Raw genomic sequence first — 26880 nt, forward strand, 5'->3', positions numbered from 1 at the left:
AGTCATTGACAGCCTCTAAAAAGAGATATATATTATGGAAAGATTGATTTCAGAAAGCTTCATCAAAAGGCGCCGTCTTTTGATTTTTATGTTGTCCAACGACTGTCTTCTTTCGTGCAGAAAGAGGGTTTTTTATATGCTTAAAAAAGGAGGAAAGAAGAATTGAAAAAATGTGTAAAAGATATAGCGATGATTTTAGTTGGTTCTTTTTTATTTGCCGCAGCAGTGAACATGTTTGTCATTCCGCTTGAATTTGGTGAAGGCGGCGTAACGGGGCTGTCCATCATTTTTTATTATTTGTTTGAGATTGCACCGTGGCTGACGAACCTTGTGTTGAATGCGATCTTATTACTTGTGGGATATAAATACTTGGACAAGAAGACCACGATTTATACGGTGGTTGCCGTCGCAAGTAACTCTCTATTTTTACACTTGACCACAACATGGGTCGTGAATGTTCATGAATTGATTATTGGAGCGATTTTTGCAGGAATTATTATCGGTATTGGGATTGGTCTAGTGCTAAGAGCAGGCGGAACAACGGCGGGCTCTGCCATTCTCGGAAGAATTGCCAACAAGTATTTAGACTGGAACGTGAGCTATGCCATCTTGTTCTTTGATCTGATCGTTGTATTTGCTTCCTACTTTATTATTGGTGCGGAAAAATTAATGTTTACCATTGTGATGCTGTACGTGGCGACAAAGGTGATGGACTTCGTGATAGAAGGACTTAACACGAAAAAGGCAGTGACGATTATTTCTTCATGCAAAGATGATATTGCGGAAGAAATCAATCACACCCTGGACCGAGGCGTAACAATTTTAAACGGACGCGGTCATTATTCAAAGGAATCGAAGGAAATTCTTTACGCAGTCATTCAAAAGCAAGAGCTCATGCGCCTCAAGAAAATTATTAAGAAAATTGATCGAGACGCATTTGTGGTTGTCCATGACGTGCGCGATGTGTTCGGAGAAGGATTTGTGAATATATAAAAATGAAAAGACCCGAAAAAGGGTCTTTTTTTATTCTCTATACCTCTTGTCACACAATACTATGTAATGTATAGTATAAAGAGTTAGGAGTTGTAAACATGAATGCACAATTAAAAAAAGGATTACTGGAGTTTTGTGTACTGGCGGTATTAAAGAAAGGCGATTCCTATGGTTATCAAATCATTAAAGATATGTCCCGTTGTATTGAGATTTCAGAATCGACATTGTATCCGATTTTAAAGCGTTTAGAGCAAAACAATTATGTGGAGACCTATTCCCAGGAACATAACAGTCGATTAAGAAAATACTACCGCATGACAGAAAGCGGGCGGGAGCATATGGCGCAGTTTTTAGAGGAATGGGATCAGGTGATGGCGATTTACGACTTTATTTCTGGAGGACAGGGCAATGAATAAAAAAGAATTTTTAAGCAGCCTAAAGAAGCATCTGCATCTTCTAGGCGACAAAGATAGTGATCGGTTTATCGAATACTACGATGAAATGATTGAGGATTATCAGGAAGATGGCTACAGTGAACAGGAAGCGGTTCAACAAGTCGGGCAGCCTGCTATGATCGCTGAAGGAATTATGAAGGAACAAGGAATAAAAACCGTTCAGGTGCCGACGTTTGGAGAAAAAGCCACAAGACTGTCCATTCTCATTTTAGGCTTTCCGTTATGGGGCAGTATTCTAGCAACAGTCTTCCTGTTGATTCTTTCTGTGTATTTGGTGATATGGTGCATTCCGCTCGTGACAGGTACAGTGACGCTGGTTGGTCTGCTCGGAGGTTTTTGGAGCATCATTGGTTCTCCATTTATCTTTCAGGACGGTTTGCATGTGGTGGTGACGCAGATTGGCGTTGGTATTTTTCTATTAGGTGTCGGATTATTAAGCGGCATAGCCACGGCGTATTTGACAAAGCTATTTGTGCAAATAACTATTCAAACCACTAAGGCATTCATCGGAATGTTTAAAAAGAAGGTCGTGAGAGTATGAACGTGAACGATTTAAAAAAACAAGTCATCAAATGGGGGATCATCCTCACCGTTGTCGGAGGAATTGTCATGGCAATTGGTTTTGGCATATCAGGCTTTGATCTAGATGCATATCACAACAATGACCAGAGCAACGTGTTCCGCACCATCAATTGGAGCAAGCCATAATAAATGAAAAAAGACAAAGAGCTAAAATCAAGATCATTTTAGCCCTTTGTCAACAGTCTAAAACCCGCTTATGCGGGTCTTTTTTTCGCTCGGGCCACAAAGAAGAAATAACAGCAAAGTGCGCCTAGATCACAAAGCATAATGATCAGACCCATTGGAAAGGCTGTTTGGCTTCCGGCTAGTCCGACAAGAGGTGTCATGCAAGCGCCTAGCAGCATTTGCGCCACACCGATCAGTGCAGCAGCACTTCCTGCATGTGCCCCGTGATGCTGCATCGCAAGAGACGGTGCAGAGGTGCCGACAATTCCAACGCTTGATACCACAAAAAACAGCGGAATGAGAATACCGTACAATCCTGCATCAATCGAGATCATGAAAAATAAAGTCACTCCCCCTAACGCAGCTGTCAGCAATCCAATGCGAAGGACTTTCTCTTCACCGATTTTCGCAGCGACTCGGGCAAATACTTGTCCAGCCGTGATGATTCCAAGACTATTTACCGCAAATGCTGCACTAAAGCCTTGTGGAGAAAGGTTAAAAATATCCTGGAGCACAAACGGTGAACCTGAAATATACGCAAACATCGCTGCGAATACAAGACCTTGTGAGAGTGCATATCCAACAAAGAGACGATCACTGGCTAAAATTTTCATCGCGCCTGCAATCTGTTGAAAGCCCCCGGTCTGTCTACGCTCCGCAGGTAAGCTTTCTTGCAGTGAAAAGATGGATCTCAGCAGCATCAATGCCCCGAGAATTCCGAGTAGGACAAATACACCCTGCCATGTCGTGAATCGTAAAATTTGTCCGCCCGCAATAGGTGCTGCTGCCGGAGCCACCCCGTTGACTAACATCAGCAGTGCAAAGAATTTCGTCATTTCTGATCCTTCATAATGATCTCGCACGATAGCTCGTGCAATCACAATGCCTGCTGAACCAGCAAGTCCTTGAATCAATCTAAGAAGAATGAACATCCAAATCGATGTGACCACTGTACAAAGAAGTGATGCCGCTATAAAGATAATCAAGCCAATCATCAGCGGTTTTCTTCTGCCGATCGTATCGCTGATCGGGCCTGCAATCAGCTGGCCAAGCGCCAGTCCAATGAGACAAGCCATGAGACTTAATTGGGACAGCGCCGTACTTGCCTCAAAATCACGAGCAATATGAGGCAATGCAGGTAAATACATATCCATTGCCAGCGGAGCAAGGGCTGTTAAAGATCCAAGCAATGCGGCAAGGAGAAATCGATTTTTTTTCGATTCTTGGGGATAAGATAAAGAACTCATATGATGACAACACTCCTCGTATACTTCCTCAACACAGCATAATGAATCAAGCGTTCCTTTTCAATGAAAAATTTTCAAAGATGTTTCCGTGCAAAATGATTGATCTTTCGAATGAGACTCTTTACATTGAATGAGTAGAGAAAAGAGTAAGGCTATCACATGCAGTGATTGCATGATACGTATATCCACTAATAGAGAGCAGGAGGTGCTGACATGAAGCAGCAAGAGCTGATCATTCGTCAAGCAGTCAAAGAAGATCATGAGGCCATCAGGAACGTGCTGATCAAATCCTATGCACAGTATGCGCCTCAATTTACAGAGGAAGGCTGGCAAGATTATTCTGCCGCGCTTTCAGCAGCTGTAGATAATCCGAACATGGAGCTGATGCTGGTGGCTGAGCTTGATGGCAAGGTTGTGGGGACGCTTCAAATGTTCCGATCATCAGAGCAAGCATATGACAATCCAGAAATGGGCATTACATCAGCCATCGTCCGGTTTTTAGGAGTAGATCCCGCTGTGAGGGGAAAAGGGATTGCAGAGTCATTGCTGCGTAAAAGTATTGAACTAACGCAATCATGGGGCGAAAATGTCCTGTATCTGCATACATCTGATAAAATGCAGGCCGCTATTCGCCTATATGAAAGAATGGGCTTTGAGCGTGCGCTTGATAAAGATTTTGTGAGCTCGAGTGGGACGCATGTCAAGAGCTATCAATATGTGATCAAGAAAGAACAGCCGGCAGGTTCATAATATAACGTGCAGTAAAAGGAAGAGCTTACGTCCATGGGCAGCTCTTCCTTTTTTCAATTTACGCCCACAGTGCCAGCGCCCAATATGATACCCCCCATGAGATGAAACCGAACATGACAAAGAATTTTAACATGCGCTCATAAGGAGACAGCTTTCGTTCTCTCTTCGTTTTCACTAGCTGCCAATAAAGGGCAAAGCCGCAAATCATGAGGATGATTTGTCCAAGCTGTGTAAAGTTTTCAAGAATCGTAATTCCGTTCATTTTTTTTCACCTCATCATTCATCTTCCAGAAGTAAAAGCGCAATCCTTTATTTCTTCAAAAAAAATCGGTGTATACTAGAAAGAAACGAGTGTTTAGAGGGAGTTGTGACATATTGTTTTCGCTACATGCGGATCGTTGGGATGAAGTCATCGAGAGAAAAATCAAATACGATCAAAAAGTTGTGGAACATACCTGTCAGCTGTTAGACGCACAGAAGCAGCAGGCTGTGCTGTTTCACAAGATTGAAGACCCGTTTACGATGAGGGCAGGTGATGGTACTCTGACCATTCCAAAAGGGAGCTATACGACCGCTTATTATTGGAAGGATCGTCCTTACAACATATATTTCTGGAGAGATGATCAAGGGAAGGAACTAGGGTCTTATCTTAATATGGTGGGAGACACTCAATTCAACGGCCAGCTGGTCATGTTTGAAGACCTCATTATTGATCTCCTCGTTCTTCCGAATGGTGATGTCTTTGTGCTGGATGAAGATGAATTGCCGGAGAGTTTAGCGGATTTTGAACACGGTTCGGTGCATCGGGCATTAAAGGGCGTGATGGCTTCGTTAGAAAGCATTCTCGATCAAGTGAGGGCAGATGCCGAAGGAAAATATCATCACAGTTTGTTTGAGCCGATGTTGAAATAGAAAAAACGATTCCTCGCTGAAAGGAATCGTTTTTTTGTTAAACCTTAATACGGTTTAATCGTTTTTGTAAATTGGTTTTTGTTTTGGAGGCTTTTAGCTGTTTGACAGCGCTTTGGGCCGCTGCTTTTGTTTTCTTTGTTCGTTTCGCTTCCGCTTTTTTGACCTTTTGTTTAGCGTCTGTCACTTTCTTTTGATAAGCGACTTGTTTTTTGACTTTGTCGAGCCGGTTTTGCAGGCTTGTTTTTTCTTTGCCTTTGTTTAGTTTTTTGATGGCCGTTTGAGCACTTTTAATAGCGCCCTGTGTTTTGTTTTTTTCGGCTGTTTTGACCTTTGCACGTGCCGAGCGGATATCAATGGCTGCTTGGACTTTCTTCACCCGTTCTGTGAGTGCTGTTTTTTGTTTGCTTGCAGTGAGCCGGCCAATTCTTGTTTTGGCTTGATTGACATCTTCCTGCTTTTTAGATGTTTCGGCTTTTTTAACAGCACTGGCAGCAGCCTTTAAAAAGGAGGATTGCGGCACATATTGCACGCGGCCATAGCCGAATTGTGGATCCCTCCCTTTTGCACCAAGATCCACTGTATAGCTGCGCAATAAAGTGCGAAGCTGTGCATTTGTTTTCTTCGGATGAAGCTGCTTTAACAGTGCCAGCATTCCTGTGACATGCGGTGCAGCTTGTGATGTACCCGTTGCATACCAATATTCATTTTTTAAATAAGTGCTGATGACGTTCTGGCCAGGGGCAGAAAATTCAATCCCTTTCCCTGTATTCGAGATAGACGCGAGTTTGTCTTTGTCAGTCGTTGCAGATACGGCAATGACGCTATTGTAAGCGGCAGGGTAGCTAATATGATTCTTTTTCCCATCATTTCCGCTTGCAGCGACTACAAGTAGTCCTTTTTTATAGGCTTCATCCACTGCTGAACGCAAGATGGGGATATTGTCTTCAAAGCCTAAACTTAAATTAATAATGTCCATCTTGTTGGTAATCGCCCAATCGATGCCTCGAAGCAGACTATATAGATCGCCTTCTCCCGTTTTATCTAACACTTTCACAGCATACAGCTTCACACCAGAAGCGACGCCAACTGTTCCATAATCGTTATTAAGCGCACCAATCGTGCCGGCGACATGTGTGCCATGTCCTTCATCATCTTTATAAGAGGATGTGTAGTTCACGAATGATTTACCGCCGGCTACCTTTAAATCCTCGTGTGAGAAAATGCCAGTATCTAAAACGGCTACTTTTACATTTTTACCAGTGACGCCTTCTTTTATTGCTTGTTTTATATTGAGTTTTTGCAGGTTGTAAGATTTTTGTACCAATGCATCCTGATTAGTAGCAGCGGCTGTTTTCTTCACAGTAGAAGCTGCGAGTTTAACCTTTACGTTTTTTGAGACGTAAGCGATGTTTGGGTCTTTTTTGAGTGAGGTGACCGCTTGTTCATCTGCTGTCACAGCGACCGCGGGAAGATGTATGTACTGTGCGTTCACTTTCTCACTTTCCTCAATAGCTGTTTGTTTCCCTTTTTGATTTTTATAGACGATGATAACATCTGTTTCTTTTGACGGTGCAGCTGCCTGCGAATGGAAGGGCAAAGCAGTTGTCAGCGCAAGAAGAAACGCGATGACGATCAATATTTTCCTTTTCAAGGCGTGGCTCCTCTCATCCGATGATCTCGGTCTTTTTTTCTCTATTATATCGGAGAAAGCAGGGGGATGGGATAGTAGAATTGTCGTCTTGTTGAGAAAGTTATTTTTACTAGTAACCTGAAATTGAAATTCATAGAATTCTAGTAGACAATAGAGACATCAAGATAAGAGAAAGAAGGACATGCTGATGAACGTAAAAGAGTATATGACGTATGATGCGACTGGCTTAGCAGCACTTGTGCGGAATAAGCAGGTAACGCCCGAGGAGCTTATGCAGACTGCATTTGATAGATTGAATGAGGTCAATCCAGAACTAAACGCTGTGATACAGACGAGACAGGCTCAAGTTTTAAAAGATATCAAGGAGTTACACGAGTATCAGCCATTTGCGGGCGTTCCGTTTGTGCTGAAAAATATATCGCAAGGGATTAAAAACGAACCGCTGACAGCAGGCGCTTTGCTGTTAAAGGATGTAAAAGCCAACTCGGATTCTCACTTTGTTGATCGATTGAAGCAGGCTGGTTTTCTCATGATTGGGCATACAAATACACCGGAATTCGGTTTAAGAAATGTGACGGAACCTGCGTTACATGGGCCAACGAGAAATCCTTGGAATACGGACTATTCTCCAGGCGGCTCAAGCGGCGGGACAGCAGCAGCTGTTGCAAGCGGCATTGTACCTGCTGGCGGAGCAAGTGATGGCGGTGGTTCCATTCGGATTCCAGCCTCCTTTACCGGTTTGTTCGGTCTTAAGCCCACGCGGGGAAGAACGCCGGTAGGCCCAGGCGCAGGAAGGCAGTGGCAAGGGGCTTCCATCGACTTTACACTCACAAAAACAGTGCGGGACAGTGCAGCCCTTCTTGATCTTCTTCAAGTCATTCAGCCCGAAGCTGCTTTCCAAACTCCGTTATACGCTGGCAGTTACCAAGAGGATCTGGCGAAACGTACATCTTCTATGCGAATTGCTTACAGTGTAGAATCTCCAGTTGGCACGAAGGTCAGTGAGGAAGCGAAGCAGGCGGTTCAGCAAACAGTGAAATGGCTGAGTGAGCAAGGTCATCAAGTAGAAGAAGCCAAGCCGGAAATTGATGGGGTTCATCTCATGCAGCAATATTACGTGATGAACAGCGGAGAAATGTCTGCGTTATTCACTTCCTTGGCTCGTTCGTTAGGGCGTCCAGTAAAGCCGGAGGAAACGGACATCGTGGCATGGGTGCTGGCGGAGGCTGGCAAGAATGTGACCGCAGCTGCTTATACAGAAAGTCTTGATGCGTGGGATCGGGCTGCTGCACAAATGGCGTCATTTCATCAAACCTACGATCTCTATGTGACACCAGCTACTGCCTATTCAGCTCCAAAGGTTGGTGAGCTTATGCATTCAGATCAGGAAACAGCCGAACTTTTACGTGTGTCATCTCTTTCAATGCAAGCGCAGCAGGATCTTATTTATGATATGTTCCTCAAGAGCTTGACCTACACCCCATTTACACAGCTTGCCAACTTAACAGGTCAGCCATCAATGAGTGTACCGGTTCATCTCACTAGCGCGGGCATGCCTTTAGGGGTACAGGTGACAGCGCCTAAAGGGAAAGAGGACTGGCTGCTCAGGCTTGCGGCGGAAATGGAGACATCCTCGATTTGGAAAGGAACTAGACAATTAAATCGATAACGCATGATAAGCGACTTTGGTCTATGGAGGGAAAAGAGTGTCAAACGTGAGTACGAAGGATAAAATCATTCAAACGGCAGCACTTCTTTTACGTAAACAGGGATACCATGCGACAGGATTGAATCAAATTATCAGAGAGAGCGGCACACCTAAAGGCTCTCTTTATTATTACTTTCCAAATGGAAAAGAAGAGCTGGCCATTGCATCTGTTGAATACATTAGTCAAAAGGTCATCAATCAAATTGAAGAAGGCTTTGCTTATTCGGATGATCCGTATATTGCTATCGATCGTTTTATGACAAACATCATTCGAGGATTTATGGAGAAAGAAAGTGAAAGAGGGATTCCAATTGTCTTGCTGGCGGCAGAGTCAAAGCCGGAAAACACGCAGCTCCATGCCGCATGCAAACAAGAAATGATCCGCTGGCAGGAGCTTGTAAAAGAAAAGCTAATGAACAGCGGGTATGAAGAAAACAAAGCGGATGAGCTGGCTTCTCTCCTTCACTCAATGGTAATCGGTGGTCTATCGATGACCACTGCACTCAAACAAACGACCCCTTTAGAACACGTAAAAAGTTACCTTAGACACTTATTTATGCGAGAAGAGTAAAATCTCTCGCATATTGTCTATCTATTATATCAATTGGTCTATATAATATAGATAGTCAATTCGTCATGAGGAGTGATGGGATGTCGGAGCAACCGCAATCGATCAAGCAATCCGAAGGTACCTCTTTTTATACCATGTCTGGTTCAGGAAAACTGTATGGGCTGGAGAATCAGCTTGTTCAAATGCTGGCAGAAGCAAATCAAACGAATCAGCTGTTTGAGCTTGCCTTAATCACAGGTGGGAAAGGAGCTTATTTCCCGCTGCACTGTCATGAGCACTTATTTGAAACCATTTTTGTGCTGGAAGGAAAGCTTGAAGTGATGCTGGACGGTAAAAAATACATGGTAACTGCCTTTGATTATATTCATATCCCGCCCAAAACGATTCATGGCTACAGAATGCATAGTCATAAAACAAGATTTATTTCATATACGCTGGGCGGAAAAATGACAGATGTCTATCAGCAAATTGGGAAGAGGCTTTTTCAGAATGAAAGTTCTATGATGAATCATGCTTTCGATGCAGCCAGTTTTCAGCAGGCTGAAAAAGAAAGCGATATCATCCTGATGCATGGAATCAGAGAACTGTCCAATACAACGAGGCCCTCCGTTTTATTTCATAGTCAGCTCCCTCACGAAATAAAGTCCTATGTATTAGAGGCTGGTGAAGGGAAGCAATATATCATTGATGGTCAGATCCATGAGCTGATTGCAACAGTAGAAACAACAGGGGGCGGATTCAGTCATTTTGTGATTGAAGGAGCGAAGGAGAAATATTTCCCGCCGCATTATCATCAAGTTCATACTGAAGCGCTCTATTGTGTTGAAGGGAAAATGAACCTTCATTTGAATGGAGAAGATATTTGCTTGATGCCGGGTGACTTTGCCTATATCCCGCCTGATACGATTCACTCTTATGAATTTATGTCTCATTCAAATAAAATGTTGGTTTTGCTGCTACCAGGAGAAATTGAGCAGGTGTATGAGCAGTTTGAAGAATCTCCAAGACAAAGTATATGTCCCTATTTTATTCAAGAAGGGAATTTCATGTTCAATCGGGAGACTTCAACTCAATATGATTTGTTTTTTGTCGAAAAGGATTAAGTGTGTAACGCGTTACACAACATTATGAGTCTGTCGAAACAATCGACAGGCTTTTTTTGTTTTTTGCCTCCTCCACATAAATTTCTCATTTGATGAATGAAGCATTCATTCAAGGTGAAGCTATGTAAAGATGACTTGAGCTAAAGGAGGAAATGCATGTGAGAGCCGTTACTTATCAAGGGAAAAATAGCATTGCAGTGAAAAAAGTAGATGCACCGTCGATTCAAGATCGAGAAGATGTGATTATACGGATTACATCGACATCAATTTGTGGATCAGATTTACATTTGTATCAGGGGAATTTCCCGCTTCCAATCGGCTATGTGATTGGGCATGAACCAATGGGAATTGTGGAGGAAGTTGGCCCGGATGTCACAGCCGTAAAAAAGGGAGACCGTGTCGTCATTCCATTTACAGTTGCATGTGGTAAATGTCAATATTGCGATCATCACTTAGAAAGCCAATGCGACAACTCAAACCCGCACTACGACTCGGGTGGACTTTTTGGCTATAGTGAGAAATATGGGAATTATCCCGGAGGACAGGCAGAGTATTTACGCGTACCTTTTGGAAATTACACCCCGTTTAAGATTCCAGAGGATTGTGAGCTGGAGGATGAACAATTGCTGTTCTTATCAGATGTCCTGCCAACCGCCTATTGGAGCGTAGAGCACGCAGGTGTGAAAAAAGGCGATACGGTCATCGTGCTAGGCTGCGGACCTGTTGGGTTAATGGCACAGCAATTTGCTTGGCAAAAAGGGGCGGAACGTGTGATAGCCGTCGATTACATCGATTACCGCCTGCGGCATGCAAAACGGATGAGCGGCGTGGAGGTTTTTGACTTTACAGAAGATCCCGACATGGGAGAAACGTTAAAGGAGCTCACCAAGGGCGGGGCCGATGTTGTGATTGATTGTGTGGGAATGGACGGGAAGAAGTCGCCGCTTGAAAAAATTGAGCAAAAGCTCAAGCTGCAAGGCGGAACGATCGGACCCATTCAAATTGCCACAAAAGCCGTTCGCAAGTGCGGAACAGTGCAGATGACGGGTGTGTACGGCGGCCTGTACAATATGTTCCCATTAGGTGCTTTTTTCGCAAGAAACGTCACCTTGAAAATGGGCCAAGCCCCTGCTCGAGGATACATGTCAAAGCTCTATCAAAAAGTGACAAGCGGTGAAATCGATCCAAGAGCCATTATCACACACAAACTGCCATTAGATGAAGCTGCTCATGCGTACCACATCTTCAATGACAAACAGGATGATTGTATAAAGGTCGTCTTAAAGCCATAAAAAGAAGGCTTAGGAGTATTCCTAAGCCTTTAATGTGTGCTCGTCCATCATTTTTTCGATTAATTCAAAAAATGTTTTTTTATCTTCCTCTGAAAGGTGGTTGAACAATTGATTCACAAGCAGCTGGCGATTGTCGATCATTTGTTTAGCAATTTGTTCACCCAATTCAGAGAGTTCAATCCACACAGTCCGGCGGTCATTATTATTTCGAGAGCGGATAATCAGCCCTTCGTCTTCTAAGTGATTGAGAGCGGTGGTTGTTGCAGAGGGAGATAATGAAACTTCCTGAAGAATATTTTTCACAGTACATGATTGATGGCGGTAGATGATACGTAAAATAAATCCTTTAACATTCGTGACGTTTTTTGGAATATTTTCTTCATCTAATTGTTTCGTCGCCTTTAAATACTTTGTCAGTGCATGGTCTAACAAACTTGCCTCTAGCTCGAAATGTTGCATTCTCCATACCTCTTTTCCTATTGCATTCGCATTTTCCGATCAATTACTAGGTCTATCTTATCATAATAATCATCATGATTTAAACCAAAATGGAAGACGGCTATAAAATTACCTATATTATCAATTAATAAAAAGAACAATTCCAAAATGAAATGATTTTACTTTCAGCTGTTTTTATTTTAGAATGTGAATGAGATAAAATCTGCCAACCCAATTCACTGGAAATTGGCTATTGGAAATCAAACGTTTGGAGATGAAGATATTGAATACTTTACAGGCATTACTAAACGACAGAATGGAACGCTCTTCACAAATTGAGGCGGTAACTGGCGGAGGTGTGTCTTATACATTTGAAGAATATGCAAAACGCATTGACCAGCTCGCTCATTACTTACATCAAAAAGGAATTCGAAAAGGTGATCGCGTTTGCTTTATTTGTCAAAACCATCATCACTTTTCAACGATTATGCTGGCAGCCATTAAAGCAGGTGCAGTCGCAGTTCCGCTTAGCTGGCAGCTTACTTCTTTTGAGCTGGAAGGGATTTTGAAAAAAGCAGAGCCAAAGGCTTTATTCTTTGATCGAGAATTCCGTGACATTATCGCTGCGGTGGATGTGTCTTTAGACAACTGTCTCATGGTAGAATCTGGTGTGAATGCGAAAACAACGCAGCTGTTTGAAGATATATTGGCTTCAAATGATGGCAGTGATCTTGCAGAAGAGGTATCAGAGGAGGATCTAGCGATGATCTTATTTACCTCTGGGACAACGGGTAATCCAAAAGGCTGTATGGTCGGACATGGACGAATCTATCAATTTTTAACAAGACGTGGGAATCGAGGATTTGACTTGAAAGGAAAGCGGTACTTAGCGAGTCACCCTCTGTATCATATGAGTTCAATTAATCACCTGATCGCCGCTGCGATTGAAGGGTATACGCTTGTCTTCTTACATGATGCAACACCGAAGCGCATTTTAGAAACAATTGAAAAAGAAAGAATTACGTTCATGATGGCTTTCCCATCAGCTTATACGTACATGCTGGAAGAAATGAAGCGCGGTTCGTATGATCTTTCATCCTTTGAAATTGCGATTTCTGGCGGTACGAAGGTGCCGGTCCGTTTGATTAAGGACTACAAAGAAGCAGGAATTCAGATGATGCATGGCTACGGAAGCACGGAAGCATGGGTTGTCAGTGCGTGGCATCCTGCGATGGGCGAGGATAAAATGGGCTCTGCTGGTAAAGTGGATCCAGATGTAGAAGTGAAAATCGTTCATCCTGAGACAGAGGAAACACTGCCAGCTGGAGAAATTGGCGAAGTCGTCATGAGAAGTCCGTTTTATTTCTTAGGCTATTATCATCAGCCAGACGCTACTGCGAAGGTACTCAAAGATGGCTGGTTCCATATGGGAGATGCAGGCTATCTAGACGAAGACGGTTTTCTATTTATCACAGGCAGATACAAAGATGTGATTTTATACGGTGGAGATAATATCTACCCTGATCAAGTAGAAGAAGTCATTGAAAAAATTCCGGGTGTGATTGAATCAGCTGTCATCGGGGTGCCGGACGAATTATATGGTGAAGTGCCAAGTGCATATATCGTAAAAGACGAATCAGCCGATTTCTGCGAAGAAGATGTGGTGAACTATTGTCAGGAACGTTTGGCCGATTACAAAGTGCCATCCATTCATTTCATCAGTGAACTGCCAAAAAACAAGCTTGGTAAAATCATGAAGAAAGATTTACGTGAATTGGTTGTGAATGCTTAGTACCTATTCTGCTATAATGAAATTTGAATGATTTTTTGTTTTTCTAACGTTTTGGAGGGAAAGGGTTTGCGACATATTCTTCGTAAGAAACACATTCACGATTTGTTGGAACAGAGCAGACAGCAAAAGGTAAAGAAAACGCTGGGCGGGCTTGATCTCACGCTTCTTGGTATAGGGGCAGTGATTGGTACAGGGGTTATGGTATTAACTGGTATTACAGCAGCTAAGGATGCAGGACCGGCTGTCATTTTCTCCTTTGCGATTGCAGCCATTGTGTGCAGTTTGGCAGCACTTTGCTATGCAGAAATGGCGTCAGCGCTTCCTGTATTCGGCAGTGCATACATTTATTCATATACAACTATGGGCGAGCTTGTAGGCCATTTGATGGGCTGGACCTTATTATCTGTTTATATGCTGACAGCTTCAGCTGTCGCCAGCGGCTGGTCAAGTTATTTCAACAGCCTGCTTGAGGGATTTGGAATTTCGATTCCGCATCAATTCTTAGCGGGGCCGGAGCAAGGCGGATATATGAATCTGCCGGCGATTATCATTGCTTTACTGATTGCGTGGATCTTATCTAGAGGAACGAAGGAAAGTAAAAAATTTAATAATATCATGGTGTTTGTGAAACTCGGTATTATTGTTCTTTTCATTGTAGTAGGCGGCTTTTATGTACAGCCAGCCAATTGGCAGCCATTTATGCCGTTTGGCGCAGAAGGCGTTATTGCCGGTGCTGCTGCTGTATTTTTTGCCTTTTTAGGATTTGATGCGATTTCTGCTTCAGCTGAAGAGGTGAAAAATCCGCAGCGGAACCTGCCAATTGGGATCATAGGTTCATTACTTATTTGTACGGTCATTTACATTGTCGTTTGTTTGGTCATGACAGGCATGGTGCATTATACAAAGCTTAATGTTACAGAAGCTATGTCCTATGTCCTGCAAAGTGTACATCAAAATAGCGTGGCTGGTATTATTTCTGTTGGTGCGGTCATTGGATTGATGGCTGTGATTTTCGCCAATAATTATGCGGCAACTCGAATTGCCTATGCGATGGGCCGAGACGGACTTTTGCCTAAAGTGTTTTCAAAAACAAACAAAAGCGATACGCCTGTTGCTAGCATATGGATGATTGGCGGAATGACAGCTGTTATTTCAGGCTTTATTGATTTGAAGGATCTGTCCAACTTAGCGAATATCGGTGCGTTATTAACGTTTGCCATGGTCAGTTTATCTGTGCTTATTTTGAGAAAGACACATCAGCAGCTTGAGAGGGGCTTCAGGGTTCCTTTTGTGCCGGTTCTGCCGATTATATCAATGGGCTGCTGCTTGTTCCTTATGCTCAACTTACCAGGCCGGACATGGCTTTACTTTGGGGTTTGGCTGTTAATCGGCGTCGTCATGTACGCAGCGTATTCAAACAAACACAGTGAATTAGCGAAATCTTCATGAGAAAAAGGTGCAAATCCGTTGACGATTTGTGCCTTTTTTCATACGATTTGGGATAAGCTATAAAAGAGATAATGGACGGAACAAGAGGAGGATGAGGGATATGATTAGTGTTAGTCCTTATATTGTTGTAGAAGATGTGAAAGAATCTCTTCAATATTATCAAGGGATTTTTGGTGGGGATATTCAAATCTTAAATGAACATCAAGACCGTGTCCTGCATGCTGAATTGCATCTTGGGGAATCGCTGCTTCATTTTTCAGATACGTTTGGACGCACGCCAAAGCCAGAGAATCTCAGATTGATCATGCAGTTTGACAATGAAGAAGAACTAAAAGCTGTCTATGAAGCACTGGAAGCTGATGGAGATGTACTGGTTGAATTACAGGATACCTTCTTTGGCGCACTTCACGGACAAGTACAGGACCGGAAAAACGGGTTAATCTGGGTTCTGAATTATATGAAATAGACTAAGACCTTCACGAGTGTGAAGGTTTTTTTGTGAGTGTTTTTATTTTCTGAAAAATGGAAAATATGCTATGTTGGAAGAATAAAAGGACAAGGAGAAGGGTGGCAAAGGAATGGAACAAATTGAGTTTCAATCAATCCAAACAAATGGTGTAACACTTCATACTGCAATGGCTGGACCGGAAAATGGCCCGCTGCTTGTACTGCTCCACGGGTTTCCTGAGTTTTGGTACGGCTGGAAAAATCAAATCATCCCCTTGGCTGAGGCGGGCTATCGTGTTGTCGTTCCTGATCAAAGAGGCTACCATCTAAGTGACAAGCCAGAAGGAGTCGAATCCTACGTATTAGATAAATTGAGAGATGATATTGTAGGACTGATTAAGACGCTGAGCCCGAACCAAAAGGCGATTGTCGGCGGACATGACTGGGGCGGAGCTGTTGCTTGGCATTTGGCTTCAACCCGTTCTCAATATGTCGAGAAATTAATCATTGTGAATATGCCGCATCCGCGGGTGATGATGAGGGTTCTTCCTTTTTATCCGCCGCAGTGGAAGAAAAGCTCTTATATCGCTTTTTTTCAGCTCCCAAATGTTCCTGAGGCAGCACTTCAAGAAAATCACTTTCAAAAGCTGGATGAAGCCATTGGGCTTACTGCAAGACCACAGTTGTTCACAAAGGAAGATGTCTCAAGCTACAAGCTCGCTTGGACACAGCCAGGCGCCTTGACCTCAATGCTGAATTGGTACCGAGCCATTAAAAAAGGCGGCTTTGAAAAGCCAATTTCCAAACGAATTCTCGTTCCTGTTCGCATGATCTGGGGGATGGAGGACAAATTTTTAAGCAGAAAGCTGGCGAAGGAAACGATTAAGATCTGTCCAAATGGCCAGCTGATCTTTGTCGATGATGCCTCTCATTGGATCAATCATGAAAAACCAGAAGTCGTCAACAAACTCATACTCGAATTCTTGACATAAAGAAAAAAGCTCTGATCAGAGGACCAGAGCTTTTTTTGATTTATCCAATTTGATTCTTTTTCAATGCAGCAGGTTCGTCGTCCCAGCATTCAATTTTCTCATTGTTTGGAACGGCATTTTTATAGAAAACAGGATCTTTGCCTTCTTTTTTCTGTCTCGTGTAATCCTTCAGTGCTGCGAAGGCGACCTTAGACAGCATGGTAATGGCGATGAGGTTGACGATGACCATGAGTCCCATAAAGAGATCGGCTAGACCCCAAACAAGAGGAACAGTGGCAACCGCACCGAACAGAACCATTCCAATAACGGCAATTCGATAGATGTTAAGCCAAATTTTGTTCGCTCCAAGGAATTCAATGTTCGTTTCCCCATAGTAATAGTTACCAATCAATGTACTAAACGCGAATAGGAAAATCATGATGGCAAGGAATCCAGATGCCCATGGTCCAATGTGCTGACTGAGAGAAGCCTGTGTTAATTCAATTCCTTGCAAATTTGTTGTTTTATACGCATCAGAAAACAGGACAAGGAAGGCTGTGCTTGTACAAATAATTAACGTATCTGTTAACACGCCGAATGCTTGGATTAATCCTTGTTTAACAGGGTGGCTCGTTACAGCCGTTGCTGCTGCGTTAGGTGCACTACCCATACCAGCTTCATTTGAGAAGAGACCGCGTTTAATCCCTTGTAATAAAGCACCGCCTAGCGTACCGCCAGCGAACTGTTCAAACCCGAAGGCGTGTTTCACAATCGTGCTGATGACACCAGGAAGTTCCGTGATATTTGTGACAATGACAAAGAACGCAATACCGATGTAAGCAACTGCAAGCACAACCACAATGTATTCAGAAGCCTTTGCGATCGCTTGGATACCTTTGAAAATGATCGCTGCAAAAATGACTGCCATCACAATACCGACGGTTAAACGGTCTAAACCAAAGGAATTTTTAAAAGCGACAGTGATCGTATTGGATTGAACCGCGTTAAAGACGATTCCAAAAGAAATCGTGATCAGGATCGCAAATAAAATCCCCATCCAGCGCTTGTTTAACCCTTTTTCCATGTAATAAGCAGGTCCACCGCGGAAGCCTGTTTTGTCTTTTACTTTATATACTTGAGCTAGTGTACTTTCAACGAAACTTGAAGCAGATCCGATAATGGCTACGATCCACATCCAAAAGATGGCACCAGGGCCACCAATGGCAATAGCGATGGCAATCCCTGTGATATTCCCTGTCCCTACACGTGCTGCCATACTGATGGCAAATGCTTGGAACGGTGATATGCCCTCTTTTTCTTTTCTTCCTTCTTTCAGGACACGCAGCATTTCTTTGATCATTCTCACTTGCAGGAAGCGTGTTCTATATGTGAAGTACACCCCAACACCAAGTAACAGAGCAATCACAATATAAGTCCAAATAAAATCATTTGTATGTGTTAAATAAGATAGCAAAGCTTTTTCGTTCATAACATCACCTCTTCGAATTCATCACTGTTCTTTTTAAAAAATACTGAGATCCCACTCTTTAGCGAGCTTTTTCAGCATCATGACACCGGTAATACTATTTCCACAATCGTCAATGGCAGGACCGTAAATGCCAATGCCACAGCCTGTCTGAAACGGGAACTCTCTTCTTGCGCTTGGCGGAACGCAAGCCATAATTCCTCCAGACACACCACTTTTGGCTGGAACGCCTACGAAAGCAGCAAAATTCCCAGACGCATTATACATGCCGCATGTCAGCATCAATGCCTTTGTTAGTCTGGCGATATCCTTTGGGATGACTTGGACTTGTTTAAAGGGATGGTAGCCATCACTTGATATAATCAGTCCAATCAAGGCGATGTCCTCTGTTGTGACCTCTATAGAACATTGCTTTAAATACACTTCTAACGTGTCCTCGACATCCGATTCTAAATAATTGGTTTCTTTTAAATAATAAGCAAGTGCCCGGTTGCGATGCGCAGTTGCCCATTCTGATTGATAAACCTCTTCATTAACAGAAGGACGCTTACCTATTAAGTTTTCGATTAAATCGAAAATATATGCTAGCTTTTCTGTAGAAGTCTTTCCGGGAAGGATGGAGGATACGGTAATAGCTCCAGCATTAATCATTGGATTAAAGGGCTTCCCTGGTTTATGCATCTCAAGACGGTAGATGGAATTAAATGCATCACCAGTTGGCTCTACATCTACCCGATCCAAGACGTAAGGTACGCCTCTTCCTAAACAGGCAGCTATAAAGCTGATGACTTTTGAGATACTTTGCAGGGTAAAGGGAACGTCCCAATCACCATATCGTACAGATGATCCATCTGGGCCTATCACGCTGATACCAAGTTGAGAGGAATTCACTTTTCCGAGTGCTGGAATGTAGCCAGCATTCTGCCCGTTCTTGTAATACGGACGTATTTCTTCTGCCCATTGATCAACAGAAGACCGGCATGCGTGTTGTGTATTATTAGAAATTGCTGTTTTCATACGATTCCTCCAATCAAAAATCAAAAAGTACCCTATTGAATTGGCGGATGACAAAAAATGCGATCAAATAGGCACGAAAACATGTTACACATCTTCAAAGAACTTGTCATGCGCTGCTTGCACCACTCCTTTACACCTAAATATATGTTCAAATGAAGGCATTGTCGGCGAGAAAACAAAAAGGGTTTTTAGTGAAAAATAAGAAAACGCTTACATATAGTTTCACTAAAATTATTTATTCAATTTATCTTGGAAACTACACAATCTGACGAAAATCTACAGAAAAACTTACAAATAAAAATCGGTTTGTCGATGATTGTCTAAACAATTCCCATTATTGTAGACAATCATCAAAATGCTGAATAGCTGAAAGGTCACCATGCCATCTCGGTGAATAGTCATAAAAAAGGATTTTGGGGAAATAAAGAGCTGTGAAAATTATTTTTTTGTACATTGTGAAGAAAAGAGTCTCCTTGTATACTGTGGCTATGCAAACAGGGGAAGGGATGTCAGTCATTTGAGTTTAAATCAGCTTGTCAAAAAGGACGCATTCATTTTAATTTTTATGATGGTCATTGTGCCGCTTGCAGGAGAGCTGAAGTTTTATCCTGTGAATGAGACGTTTCGCATCAGCTTTGGTGCGCCTGCGTTTTTCTTTTGTTTATTACTCTTAAGAAAATCTAGACCGCTATTGCCAGGATTTTTAACAGGCGCAGCTATTGTGCTTTTTCGGGTAGGCTTAGATTTGATTCAGCAGAATGCTGATCTAACTGCATCATTTTATCAGCAATTCCCAAGCTTCTTTTTCTATTTCACGTATGCGTTCCTGTTTTTTGCCGTCCGTACGGGTCGCTTTAAACAGCGCTCTATTTTCATTGGGATCATCGGTCTGATGATCGAATTAGTTGCTGATTTTGTCGAGCTGTTTGTACAATTTCTAGTGTTTGATACAACGATGACTTTATCAAAGCTGAGCGATATGTTCCTCATTGCGTTTGCTCACAGCTTTGTGGTGATCAGTTTTTTTAATATGATGAAGCTGTATGAGGCGCAATCAAGAGAGAAGCAGATCATGAAACAAAATGAGCATATGATGATGGTCATTTCGAATTTATATGAAGAAACGGTGCACTTAAAGAAAACATTAAAACATACAGAGCATATTACGCAGGAATCATACCGGCTTTATCGTCTGCTGCATGAACTCGAAGCAGGGAAAAAATTGAGTCAGGAGCTGTTAAAGCTCGCGGGAGAAATTCATGAAGTGAAAAAGGACAATCAGCGCATTTATGCTGGGCTTTCAAAGCTGATTTCGAAGGAAAATATGCAAGATTACATGAAGGCGGAAGAGCTCGTTCAAATTGTGATCCGGATTCAAGAGAAGTATGCTCTATCTCTTGGGAAAAACATCTCCTTTACCTCTGATATAAGGGGCATTCATCTGCATGATTATCATGTGTTTATTTTCTTATCGCTGATTAATAATTTAATGGCCAATGCAGTGGAAGCTATAAAGGATACCGGCATGATCTCACTCGAATTGAAAGGAAGTCATGATAAAATAGAGATTCGGATTGAAGATGATGGACAGGGGATTCCTAAAAAAATGAGAGAGATTGTGTTTGATCCAGGCTATACCTCCAAATTTGATGCATTTGGAACACCGTCTACTGGGATAGGCTTATCCTATGTGAGAGAGCTGGTTCAAGAGCTAGGCGGTCATATTCAAATCGAACCAAAAGAAACAAAAGGGACAGCTTTTCTGCTTGTCCTTCCTATACAAAATTTAATACAGAGAGGGTGAGTGTATGCGATTCTTCATTGCAGATGATGATCGTGCAATACGCTCGATTTTAGGTCAAATCATAGAGGATGAGGATTTGGGAGAGGTCGTAGATGAAGCGGGTGACGGAGTTGGATTAGAGGCACATTCACTGAACCTCAAGAAAGTAGACATCCTTTTGATTGATCTTTTAATGCCTGCTAGAGATGGCATTCAAACCATTCGCCATATTCACCCTGAATTCAAAGGCAAGGTCATTATGATTTCCCAAGTAGAGGCGAAAGAGATGATGGCAGAAGCCTATGAACTAGGGATTGAATATTATATTCATAAGCCCGTCAATCGCATTGAAATCGTCAGTGTGATTCGAAAAGTCATGGAGCGTATCAAACTGGAAAAATCGATTTATGATATACAAGCCTCCCTTCGCCACGTACTGCCATTAGAGCCTGTGATTTCTCAAGGTGCCGGCGCTGGAGCGAAGAGAAGAACGATGAAAGAGGCTGGGGAATTCCTCTTATCTGAGCTGGGAATTGTCGGTGAGAACGGCTCTAAGGATTTACTGGAGATACTTCTCTATTTACATGAAACTCAGTCAGCCAATTCTCATGAGGTCAATTTCCCGCCGCTAAAGCAGCTGTTTATCAAAACCGCAGAAAGAAAGCTGGATCATGGTGCAACCGATGTAGAGGTGATGCGGGAAGTGAAAGCGGCGGAGCAGCGGATTAGACGAGCTATTCATCATTCCTTGAATCATTTTGCCTCACTAGGATTAACAGATTTCTCAAATCCTAAGTTCGAGCACTACGCGTCGAAGTTTTTCGATTTTACCGATGTCAGCCAAAGAATGAAAGAAATGCAGAAGACATCTTCTCTCGCAGGATCGACGGGCAGAGTCAATACAAAGAAATTTGTTCAAATTTTTTATTTTGAAGCAAAGCAGTTATTCGAAGAAATGAGCTGAGGAAAATCTGTTGGTATGATTGGAGAAAATAAACAGAGAAAGTCTGTCTTTCCTATGATCTGTCTTGATCTTCAGGTGTCTTTGTAATTTAACTGATCATTCTGATTTTTCTTTTTTCTTGAAAATAAAACCCTCCTGTGCAATCGTTTGTTAAAATAGTGAGGTTAGACTAGAATGTCGGAGGTTTTATTTTGGGAAAAATTAAACGAAATGCGCTCTGCCCATGCGGAAGCGGAAAAAAATATAAACATTGCTGTGGTCAAAAATCAGGCGGAGAACAAACGTCTGAGCTTGTGTTTAAGGAAGCTGTACAAGTTCAAAAGGATTTAATGAATTATGCTTTTTCTAAACATCAAAGAGCGATCAATCAATTCATTAATGAGTTTTCTTTCCTTGCAGATATGGATAAAGAAACGCAACAAATCTCAGTTTTTCATTTGAGTGTATGGGGCATCTTCTTCCGTCCATTAACTGATCAGAAAGAAACCATTTTCCAAGAATTCCTGACAAAGAAAGCAGAAGATATTACCCGTCCGAAAACAAGACAAGTGGTCCAATCTTGGACAGACATGGAGCCATCTTTGCTTTTATTAAATGAAAAAACGGACGAGTCTCTTTACTTTGAAGATATGGTAACAGCTGAGAAGGTTGAAGTAGATGTAAAACCGGATCAAACGGTACTGCCTGAAAAGGGAAGTCTCGTGCTTGGTTTTCCTGTTCAATTTGAAGAAAAAGCAGAGTTTTTCATTCAGTATACGATGTTTGCGAAAGAGTTCACGGATACTCTTCTTCTTCAGGTCCGCCAGCTTGTTGACGCATATGAAGCAAATGGAGGAGCGCGCAGCACATTTATGAGAGAATCATTCCCTGATGTGCTGAAGTGTATGTTTGCGAAGCAAGAAGTAGAAGAATCAGAAACACCTGCTCAAACAGAAGGCGATGCAGGTCTATCAGCAGATCGTATGGACTGGGCAAGTGACGTCCAGCTGGAAACAGCTAAGCTGATTGAAGACGGAATGAAGGAGCATGGTGACCAAAGCCTGACAGATGGTGCTTTAACGGTTTGGAAAGCCTACTGTGATCAGAAATCACCTGTGATCCGTAAAGCAGCATCATTTGCTGCAGGAATCGAATACTATATTCATTCATTTGCAAGCGATGCTCCACTTTCTCAAGCACAAGTAGCGAAGAAGTATGGCATTAGTGCGTCTACTGTATCGAGCCGTTTTAAAGATATCGAAAAAGCGGTGAAAGAAGAGCAAGAGGCGACAGTATAATCTAAAAAAGACGCGGCACCTTCAGAGGCCAGCGTCTTTTTTTTAGATTATCTCGTTTTAATAAAACCACTCATGTACTGCTCTGTATTATAATCGTTTAGGTCGATTTTCCATTGACCATCCCCATTACGTTTCATTTTCACTTCATATTCAGCTGGGCTGGAGACGGGAGGAAGCTTTTCGAATTCAGATGCGTACATGTTTAAGCTTTTTTTATACAATTCTTCTTTAGAACGGATCTTTCCGTTGTAAAACTCGTCTCTTTTCTTGTCTAGCTTGTCTTTTAAGTTAGACGCATCAATGCCTGTTACTTGAGCGACAACCTTTGCTTCGTCATCAGAGATGGTTTTTACACTTGTTTCTACTTTGGCTTTATCCTTCATAGTGTTTTGAATGCGTTTGTACATCGACAAAATATCACGGTCACTCACTTCATTACCGTATATTCCTGCACTTCTTTTGAAGTCTTTAACAAACATTTCATGGTATTTATTGACGACATCCGATTGGTTGTCACCCGTTAAATCTGCGAATTGATCGTTCTTTTTGTCAAAAACAATAATATCGGTATAAGCGGATAACGCTTTTGCTGGGTTATCCAGCTTTTTTGCTGAATCGAGTATTTTGTTTCCATCTAGATCGATTTGGATGGAATCACTGTTTTTCTTGATGCTGTCCTGATAGACGAACTGATATTTTTTCCCTTTGTCTACTAGGAAATAAAGAGCTCCTGAAAGTGACTTGCCTTTGTTCAATGAACCAAGGTCAAGACGGTCTTTACTACCGTAGAATTTTAAATCAGATACTTTGGCATCGTCCTGATAAAGGGAGAAGTCAGAGTTATATAATGAAAGGGCTTTGTCACCTTTGTTTGTGATCGTTAGGTTGACTTTTAGTACCAATTCATTGTCTCTCAGGGTAGTTGTTGAGTCTTCTGGTAACGTATATTCGTAGCTATTGACTTTTACCTCTGCTGTTTTCGTTGACTTTTGGTCAGTGTCTGTTGATTTGGCTGAGCTCTGGCAGGCTGCAGAGATGATCATCACGAATGAAATCATGAGAAGGGCACTTATTTTTTTAAGATTCACAGTTGATGCTCCTTTGCTTTTCTTTCGTCATTTCATTCCCGCTATCTGACTATGAAAAAAGAAACAGATAGAATGGTATATTCGGGTGTTAAAGGGGAAAATATCCTAATGACGATTTGCACTATTCATTCTATCGAAATTCATTCATGATGAGGAATAGGTTTTAGTCCCTATTTTTAATAGTTTTTAACACAATTACTTATAAAATAAGGAATTAAATAAGCATAATATACTGGTTAATAAGTATTGATTTATAGATTTATTTTGGGTTTTAAATGTTTTTTGTATAAAAATCTTGAAATAAAGGTAGTTTTTTATTTGACGAGGCGGTGCCGGATGGCGAAGACGACAGCCTGTGTGCGGTCTTGTGCATTGAGCTTTTGTAATATACGGTGCACATGCGTTTTTACTGTACTTTTGCTGATAAATAATTGATCAGCGATGTCTTCATTCTTTAAACCATAGGCCATTTGCTGTAAAACATCGCGTTCACGTTCTGTAAATGATTCGTGAAGCAGATGAGTGTGATATGTATCATTTGCTTGCTGAAGAGCTCGTGCCCAGAGGCTGCCGTTCGAAAGACAGATTCACCAGCAAAGGCGGTGCGGATGGCCTGAATTAATTCCTCAGGCATTGTATCCTTCAGCAAATAACCGACTGCCCCTGCACGAATCCCGTCAAAGACGTATTCTTCCGTATCAAAGGTCGTGAGAATCACAACTTTTACATCTGGGTGCTTTTTTAAAATGTGCTCTGTTGCCGTGATGCCATCCATTCCAGGCATTTGTACATCCATGAGCAGTACGTCGGGTTTGTTAGTCAAGCAAAGCTCAACCGCCTCCTGACCGTCTGACGCCTCCCATATGACGTCAATATCCTCTTGAGCGCTTGCAATATAACGAAATCCTTGGCGGATCAGCGGCTGATCATCAATAATGCCAATCTTAATAGGGGTTGTCATGTCTCAGAGTCCTCCTTGATAGGAATTTGAACATGGATACAAAAGCCGTGCGGCTCGCGTATGGACGTCTTGAGGGAACCGCCTGCTGCGTCACACCGTGCTTTCATGCCTGACAGTCCAAATCCAAATGAAATATCTTTTTCGCTGGTCAAATTTCCATCGTCTTCAATGTTCATCATCAGCTCATGCTGGTGGTTATAGAGTGTAATGGTCATCGCGGTCGCCTTGGCATGGCGAATTGTATTGGTGATCGCTTCTTGTAAAATGCGGTAAAGCAGTTCAGATACGGAGAGCGGCCATTTTTTATACGTAAGCTGCTCTGTATGAAACTGAATATCTAGCTCTCCTGATATCTCTCCTTGCTTGATGAGACTGCGAAGTCCGGCAAGTCCGAGACCTGCATCATCTGACGCCATATGATGAACCACAGAACGAACTTCGGTGAGACAATTTTTAGAAATATTGATCAGCTCCTGAAACGTCTGCGCCATCTGCTCTGGTTCTTCCTGTTTTAAACGATAGGGCAAAGACTGCAGCTGGACAATCATTGAGGTTAATTGGTGACCGATGCTGTCATGCAGGTCACGTGCAATTCTGCTCCGCTCCTCCAGCACAGCAAATTGGAGTGACTGAACGGTCGCTTCTTCAAGCTCTATATGCGCCTTTTTTAATTGTTCATGGGCATCTGATAATTCCTTGTGAACCAATTGCAGTTCTCCGAAGTGTTCTTCCTTTAATTCCTGTTCACGCCGGCGCATTCTAGAGATCAAGACAAGTGTATACACAAGCAGCTGGAATAGCGGGAGAGTGATCACCATGTTCCAAGAAAAATCATTTACATAATAACTGACCCCACTAGTGAAAAAGATGATAGCAAATAGATAGGGATGATGCGCCTCTGAAAAACGAAAAGCGATAAAGCCAATCATAAAAAAGGTCAGCCCAATACTGTCTTGAATCTGACCTGTCACCAGCCACAAGAGATGTGTCAGAATCCACATCGAGAGGAGCATAGAAATTTGCTTTTTAGGTGACAGCTTGCTTTTTGGAAAAAGACAAAGGAGAAACACCAAATAGACGAAGGTGCGAAACACCAATTCGCCTATTGAAAGGGGCTCATACATTTGAATATACATATAGGTCAATACAAGGCCTAATACAAATTTTCGCCTTATTTGACCTAAAAGCTTGAGTGGCTGCTGAAGGTTCATATCAAAAACTCCTGTCTATCAGTTAAATAGCAGCAGATGCCTTGATGTTCATATATCTTTTTAAAAGAATAAAACGTAATCCGATCATACTGCCAATTGGAAGGAATGTCAGGCCATTTGCGAAAATGATCAGGGAATGACCGCCATCCTGTACAACTGAACCTACTGTCATCCGGATAAGAATGATTCCGATGAAAAAAAGTGTTCCATAGAGTGAGCTGGCGGCGGTGATACGTCCCGACTGTTGATCATATGTTACTTTGTATAGTTTACCTCTCCAAAGCCCGATTGCAAAACCTGCGAATGCAAAGCCAGTCATCACAAGCAGGCTCATCGCCGTGATTTCAATATGCTGGGTAAAGGAATAAGAGAGAGTGCCTAATAAAATGAGCGGCCCTATGAGAAGCCTGATGGGGCGGATTTCTTTTTCCTTGCCTGTTCTTAAAAGCAGAATAATGATAATGATGACAATTTGAATGGTCATAACAAGATCTCCTTTTCGTTTTAGTCTATCTTCATCATACGCATCTACTATTTTCTCGGCGTCCACCTGCAGGTTGATTTTCA

Annotated in this window: 26 protein-coding genes and 1 pseudogene; 17 read left to right on the plus strand and 10 right to left on the minus strand. The window is 42.3% G+C overall.

All coding sequences use genetic code 11. The features are described from left to right. The first annotated feature begins 162 nt into the window (after nt 1-162). The 4 genes from AC3WTB_RS13460 (at nt 163) to AC3WTB_RS13475 (ending at nt 2156) form a co-directional block, all read left to right on the plus strand. The gene (locus tag AC3WTB_RS13460) at nt 163-993 is read left to right on the plus strand and encodes a YitT family protein (RefSeq protein WP_024424393.1); all 831 of its coding nucleotides are present in this window, start codon (nt 163-165) and stop codon (nt 991-993) included. 98 nt (nt 994-1091) lie between these two features. Continuing rightward, nucleotides 1092-1409 (plus strand): PadR family transcriptional regulator, encoded by a 318-nt coding sequence (locus AC3WTB_RS13465; RefSeq protein WP_039176181.1) that lies wholly within the window; start codon nt 1092-1094, stop codon nt 1407-1409. After that, entirely contained in the window at nt 1402-1989 is a 588-nt protein-coding gene (locus AC3WTB_RS13470; RefSeq protein WP_268473072.1) for a DUF1700 domain-containing protein, read from the plus strand. The genes AC3WTB_RS13465 and AC3WTB_RS13470 overlap by 8 nt, the downstream gene beginning before the upstream one ends. Continuing rightward, nucleotides 1986-2156, plus strand: a complete 171-nt coding sequence (locus AC3WTB_RS13475; protein ID WP_268502385.1) for a hypothetical protein — start codon at nt 1986-1988, stop codon at nt 2154-2156. Before AC3WTB_RS13470 ends, AC3WTB_RS13475 begins: the two co-directional genes overlap by 4 nt. Before the next feature lie 68 nt (nt 2157-2224). Here AC3WTB_RS13475 and AC3WTB_RS13480 read toward each other — a convergent pair whose 3' ends face one another. Then, nucleotides 2225-3442, minus strand: coding sequence for a multidrug effflux MFS transporter (locus tag AC3WTB_RS13480; protein ID WP_058837249.1), 1218 nt, complete (start codon nt 3440-3442; stop codon nt 2225-2227). A 213-nt stretch (nt 3443-3655) separates the two neighbouring features. Here AC3WTB_RS13480 and AC3WTB_RS13485 point away from each other — a divergent pair, with 213 nt between their 5' ends. Next, nucleotides 3656-4192 (plus strand): GNAT family N-acetyltransferase, encoded by a 537-nt coding sequence (locus AC3WTB_RS13485; protein ID WP_144491688.1) that lies wholly within the window; start codon nt 3656-3658, stop codon nt 4190-4192. 58 nt (nt 4193-4250) lie between these two features. Here AC3WTB_RS13485 and AC3WTB_RS13490 read toward each other — a convergent pair whose 3' ends face one another. Next, a complete protein-coding gene (locus tag AC3WTB_RS13490; protein ID WP_039176190.1) occupies nt 4251-4454 on the minus strand; it encodes a hypothetical protein in 204 nt (67 codons plus the stop codon). Between the two features lie 113 nt (nt 4455-4567). Here AC3WTB_RS13490 and AC3WTB_RS13495 point away from each other — a divergent pair, with 113 nt between their 5' ends. Then, nucleotides 4568-5104 (plus strand): DUF402 domain-containing protein, encoded by a 537-nt coding sequence (locus AC3WTB_RS13495; protein WP_492333832.1) that lies wholly within the window; start codon nt 4568-4570, stop codon nt 5102-5104. A gap of 37 nt (nt 5105-5141) precedes the next feature. Here the strand turns inward: AC3WTB_RS13495 and AC3WTB_RS13500 are convergent, their stop codons facing one another. Continuing rightward, nucleotides 5142-6755: a S8 family peptidase gene (locus AC3WTB_RS13500; protein WP_039176194.1), complete on the minus strand. Its 1614-nt coding sequence runs from the start codon at nt 6753-6755 to the stop codon at nt 5142-5144. A 187-nt stretch (nt 6756-6942) separates the two neighbouring features. On the opposite strand from AC3WTB_RS13500, the gene AC3WTB_RS13505 reads away from it, so the two are divergent. From AC3WTB_RS13505 to AC3WTB_RS13520, 4 genes are all read left to right on the plus strand, one after another. After that, nucleotides 6943-8424 carry an amidase gene (locus tag AC3WTB_RS13505; protein ID WP_492333833.1) on the plus strand — a complete coding sequence of 494 codons (1482 nt, stop codon included), beginning with the start codon at nt 6943-6945 and terminating at the stop codon, nt 8422-8424. 37 nt (nt 8425-8461) lie between these two features. Continuing rightward, a complete protein-coding gene (locus tag AC3WTB_RS13510) occupies nt 8462-9034 on the plus strand; it encodes a TetR/AcrR family transcriptional regulator (protein ID WP_492333834.1) in 573 nt (190 codons plus the stop codon). Between the two features lie 80 nt (nt 9035-9114). After that, nucleotides 9115-10137 (plus strand): quercetin 2,3-dioxygenase, encoded by a 1023-nt coding sequence (locus AC3WTB_RS13515; protein ID WP_492333835.1) that lies wholly within the window; start codon nt 9115-9117, stop codon nt 10135-10137. Between the two features lie 158 nt (nt 10138-10295). Continuing rightward, nucleotides 10296-11429 (plus strand): zinc-dependent alcohol dehydrogenase, encoded by a 1134-nt coding sequence (locus AC3WTB_RS13520; protein ID WP_047203435.1) that lies wholly within the window; start codon nt 10296-10298, stop codon nt 11427-11429. A gap of 21 nt (nt 11430-11450) precedes the next feature. Here the strand turns inward: AC3WTB_RS13520 and AC3WTB_RS13525 are convergent, their stop codons facing one another. Further along, on the minus strand, nt 11451-11888 hold the full coding sequence (locus AC3WTB_RS13525; RefSeq protein ID WP_039176203.1) for a MarR family winged helix-turn-helix transcriptional regulator: 438 nt from the start codon (nt 11886-11888) through the stop codon (nt 11451-11453). Between the two features lie 262 nt (nt 11889-12150). Here AC3WTB_RS13525 and AC3WTB_RS13530 point away from each other — a divergent pair, with 262 nt between their 5' ends. From AC3WTB_RS13530 to AC3WTB_RS13545, 4 genes are all read left to right on the plus strand, one after another. After that, nucleotides 12151-13659 carry a class I adenylate-forming enzyme family protein gene (locus tag AC3WTB_RS13530; protein ID WP_047203436.1) on the plus strand — a complete coding sequence of 503 codons (1509 nt, stop codon included), beginning with the start codon at nt 12151-12153 and terminating at the stop codon, nt 13657-13659. 66 nt (nt 13660-13725) lie between these two features. Next, on the plus strand, nt 13726-15108 hold the full coding sequence (locus tag AC3WTB_RS13535; protein ID WP_039176209.1) for an amino acid permease: 1383 nt from the start codon (nt 13726-13728) through the stop codon (nt 15106-15108). 100 nt (nt 15109-15208) lie between these two features. Further along, nucleotides 15209-15574, plus strand: a complete 366-nt coding sequence (locus tag AC3WTB_RS13540) for a VOC family protein (protein WP_025092526.1) — start codon at nt 15209-15211, stop codon at nt 15572-15574. Between the two features lie 112 nt (nt 15575-15686). Continuing rightward, nucleotides 15687-16547: an alpha/beta fold hydrolase gene (locus tag AC3WTB_RS13545; protein WP_492333836.1), complete on the plus strand. Its 861-nt coding sequence runs from the start codon at nt 15687-15689 to the stop codon at nt 16545-16547. Between the two features lie 40 nt (nt 16548-16587). On the opposite strand, the gene AC3WTB_RS13550 is transcribed toward AC3WTB_RS13545, so the two are convergent. Both AC3WTB_RS13550 and AC3WTB_RS13555 read right to left on the minus strand, forming a co-directional pair. Next, a complete protein-coding gene (locus tag AC3WTB_RS13550) occupies nt 16588-18015 on the minus strand; it encodes an alanine/glycine:cation symporter family protein (protein WP_024427211.1) in 1428 nt (475 codons plus the stop codon). A gap of 33 nt (nt 18016-18048) precedes the next feature. Continuing rightward, nucleotides 18049-19029, minus strand: coding sequence for a glutaminase (locus AC3WTB_RS13555; protein ID WP_492333837.1), 981 nt, complete (start codon nt 19027-19029; stop codon nt 18049-18051). A 517-nt stretch (nt 19030-19546) separates the two neighbouring features. On the opposite strand from AC3WTB_RS13555, the gene AC3WTB_RS13560 reads away from it, so the two are divergent. The 3 genes from AC3WTB_RS13560 to AC3WTB_RS13570 all read left to right on the plus strand — a co-directional run bounded on the left by AC3WTB_RS13560 (nt 19547) and on the right by AC3WTB_RS13570 (nt 23053). Next, the gene (locus AC3WTB_RS13560; RefSeq protein WP_492333838.1) at nt 19547-20833 is read left to right on the plus strand and encodes an ATP-binding protein; all 1287 of its coding nucleotides are present in this window, start codon (nt 19547-19549) and stop codon (nt 20831-20833) included. Between the two features lie 4 nt (nt 20834-20837). Continuing rightward, the gene (locus tag AC3WTB_RS13565; RefSeq protein WP_268473092.1) at nt 20838-21776 is read left to right on the plus strand and encodes a response regulator; all 939 of its coding nucleotides are present in this window, start codon (nt 20838-20840) and stop codon (nt 21774-21776) included. A gap of 191 nt (nt 21777-21967) precedes the next feature. Then, nucleotides 21968-23053, plus strand: a complete 1086-nt coding sequence (locus AC3WTB_RS13570) for an SEC-C metal-binding domain-containing protein (protein ID WP_492333839.1) — start codon at nt 21968-21970, stop codon at nt 23051-23053. A gap of 47 nt (nt 23054-23100) precedes the next feature. Here AC3WTB_RS13570 and AC3WTB_RS13575 read toward each other — a convergent pair whose 3' ends face one another. The 4 genes and pseudogenes from AC3WTB_RS13575 to AC3WTB_RS13590 all read right to left on the minus strand — a co-directional run bounded on the left by AC3WTB_RS13575 (nt 23101) and on the right by AC3WTB_RS13590 (nt 26797). After that, nucleotides 23101-24141, minus strand: a complete 1041-nt coding sequence (locus tag AC3WTB_RS13575) for a DUF4352 domain-containing protein (protein ID WP_492333840.1) — start codon at nt 24139-24141, stop codon at nt 23101-23103. A gap of 314 nt (nt 24142-24455) precedes the next feature. Then, a pseudogene (locus tag AC3WTB_RS13580) lies at nt 24456-25102 on the minus strand (response regulator transcription factor). Continuing rightward, the gene (locus AC3WTB_RS13585; RefSeq protein WP_492333841.1) at nt 25099-26313 is read right to left on the minus strand and encodes a sensor histidine kinase; all 1215 of its coding nucleotides are present in this window, start codon (nt 26311-26313) and stop codon (nt 25099-25101) included. Before AC3WTB_RS13585 ends, AC3WTB_RS13580 begins: the two are co-directional and overlap by 4 nt. A gap of 22 nt (nt 26314-26335) precedes the next feature. Next, nucleotides 26336-26797, minus strand: a complete 462-nt coding sequence (locus AC3WTB_RS13590) for a DUF1453 domain-containing protein (protein WP_260981899.1) — start codon at nt 26795-26797, stop codon at nt 26336-26338. Nucleotides 26798-26880 lie beyond the last annotated feature (83 nt).

Source organism: Bacillus sp. EB106-04-04-XG123 (assembly GCF_058791855.1).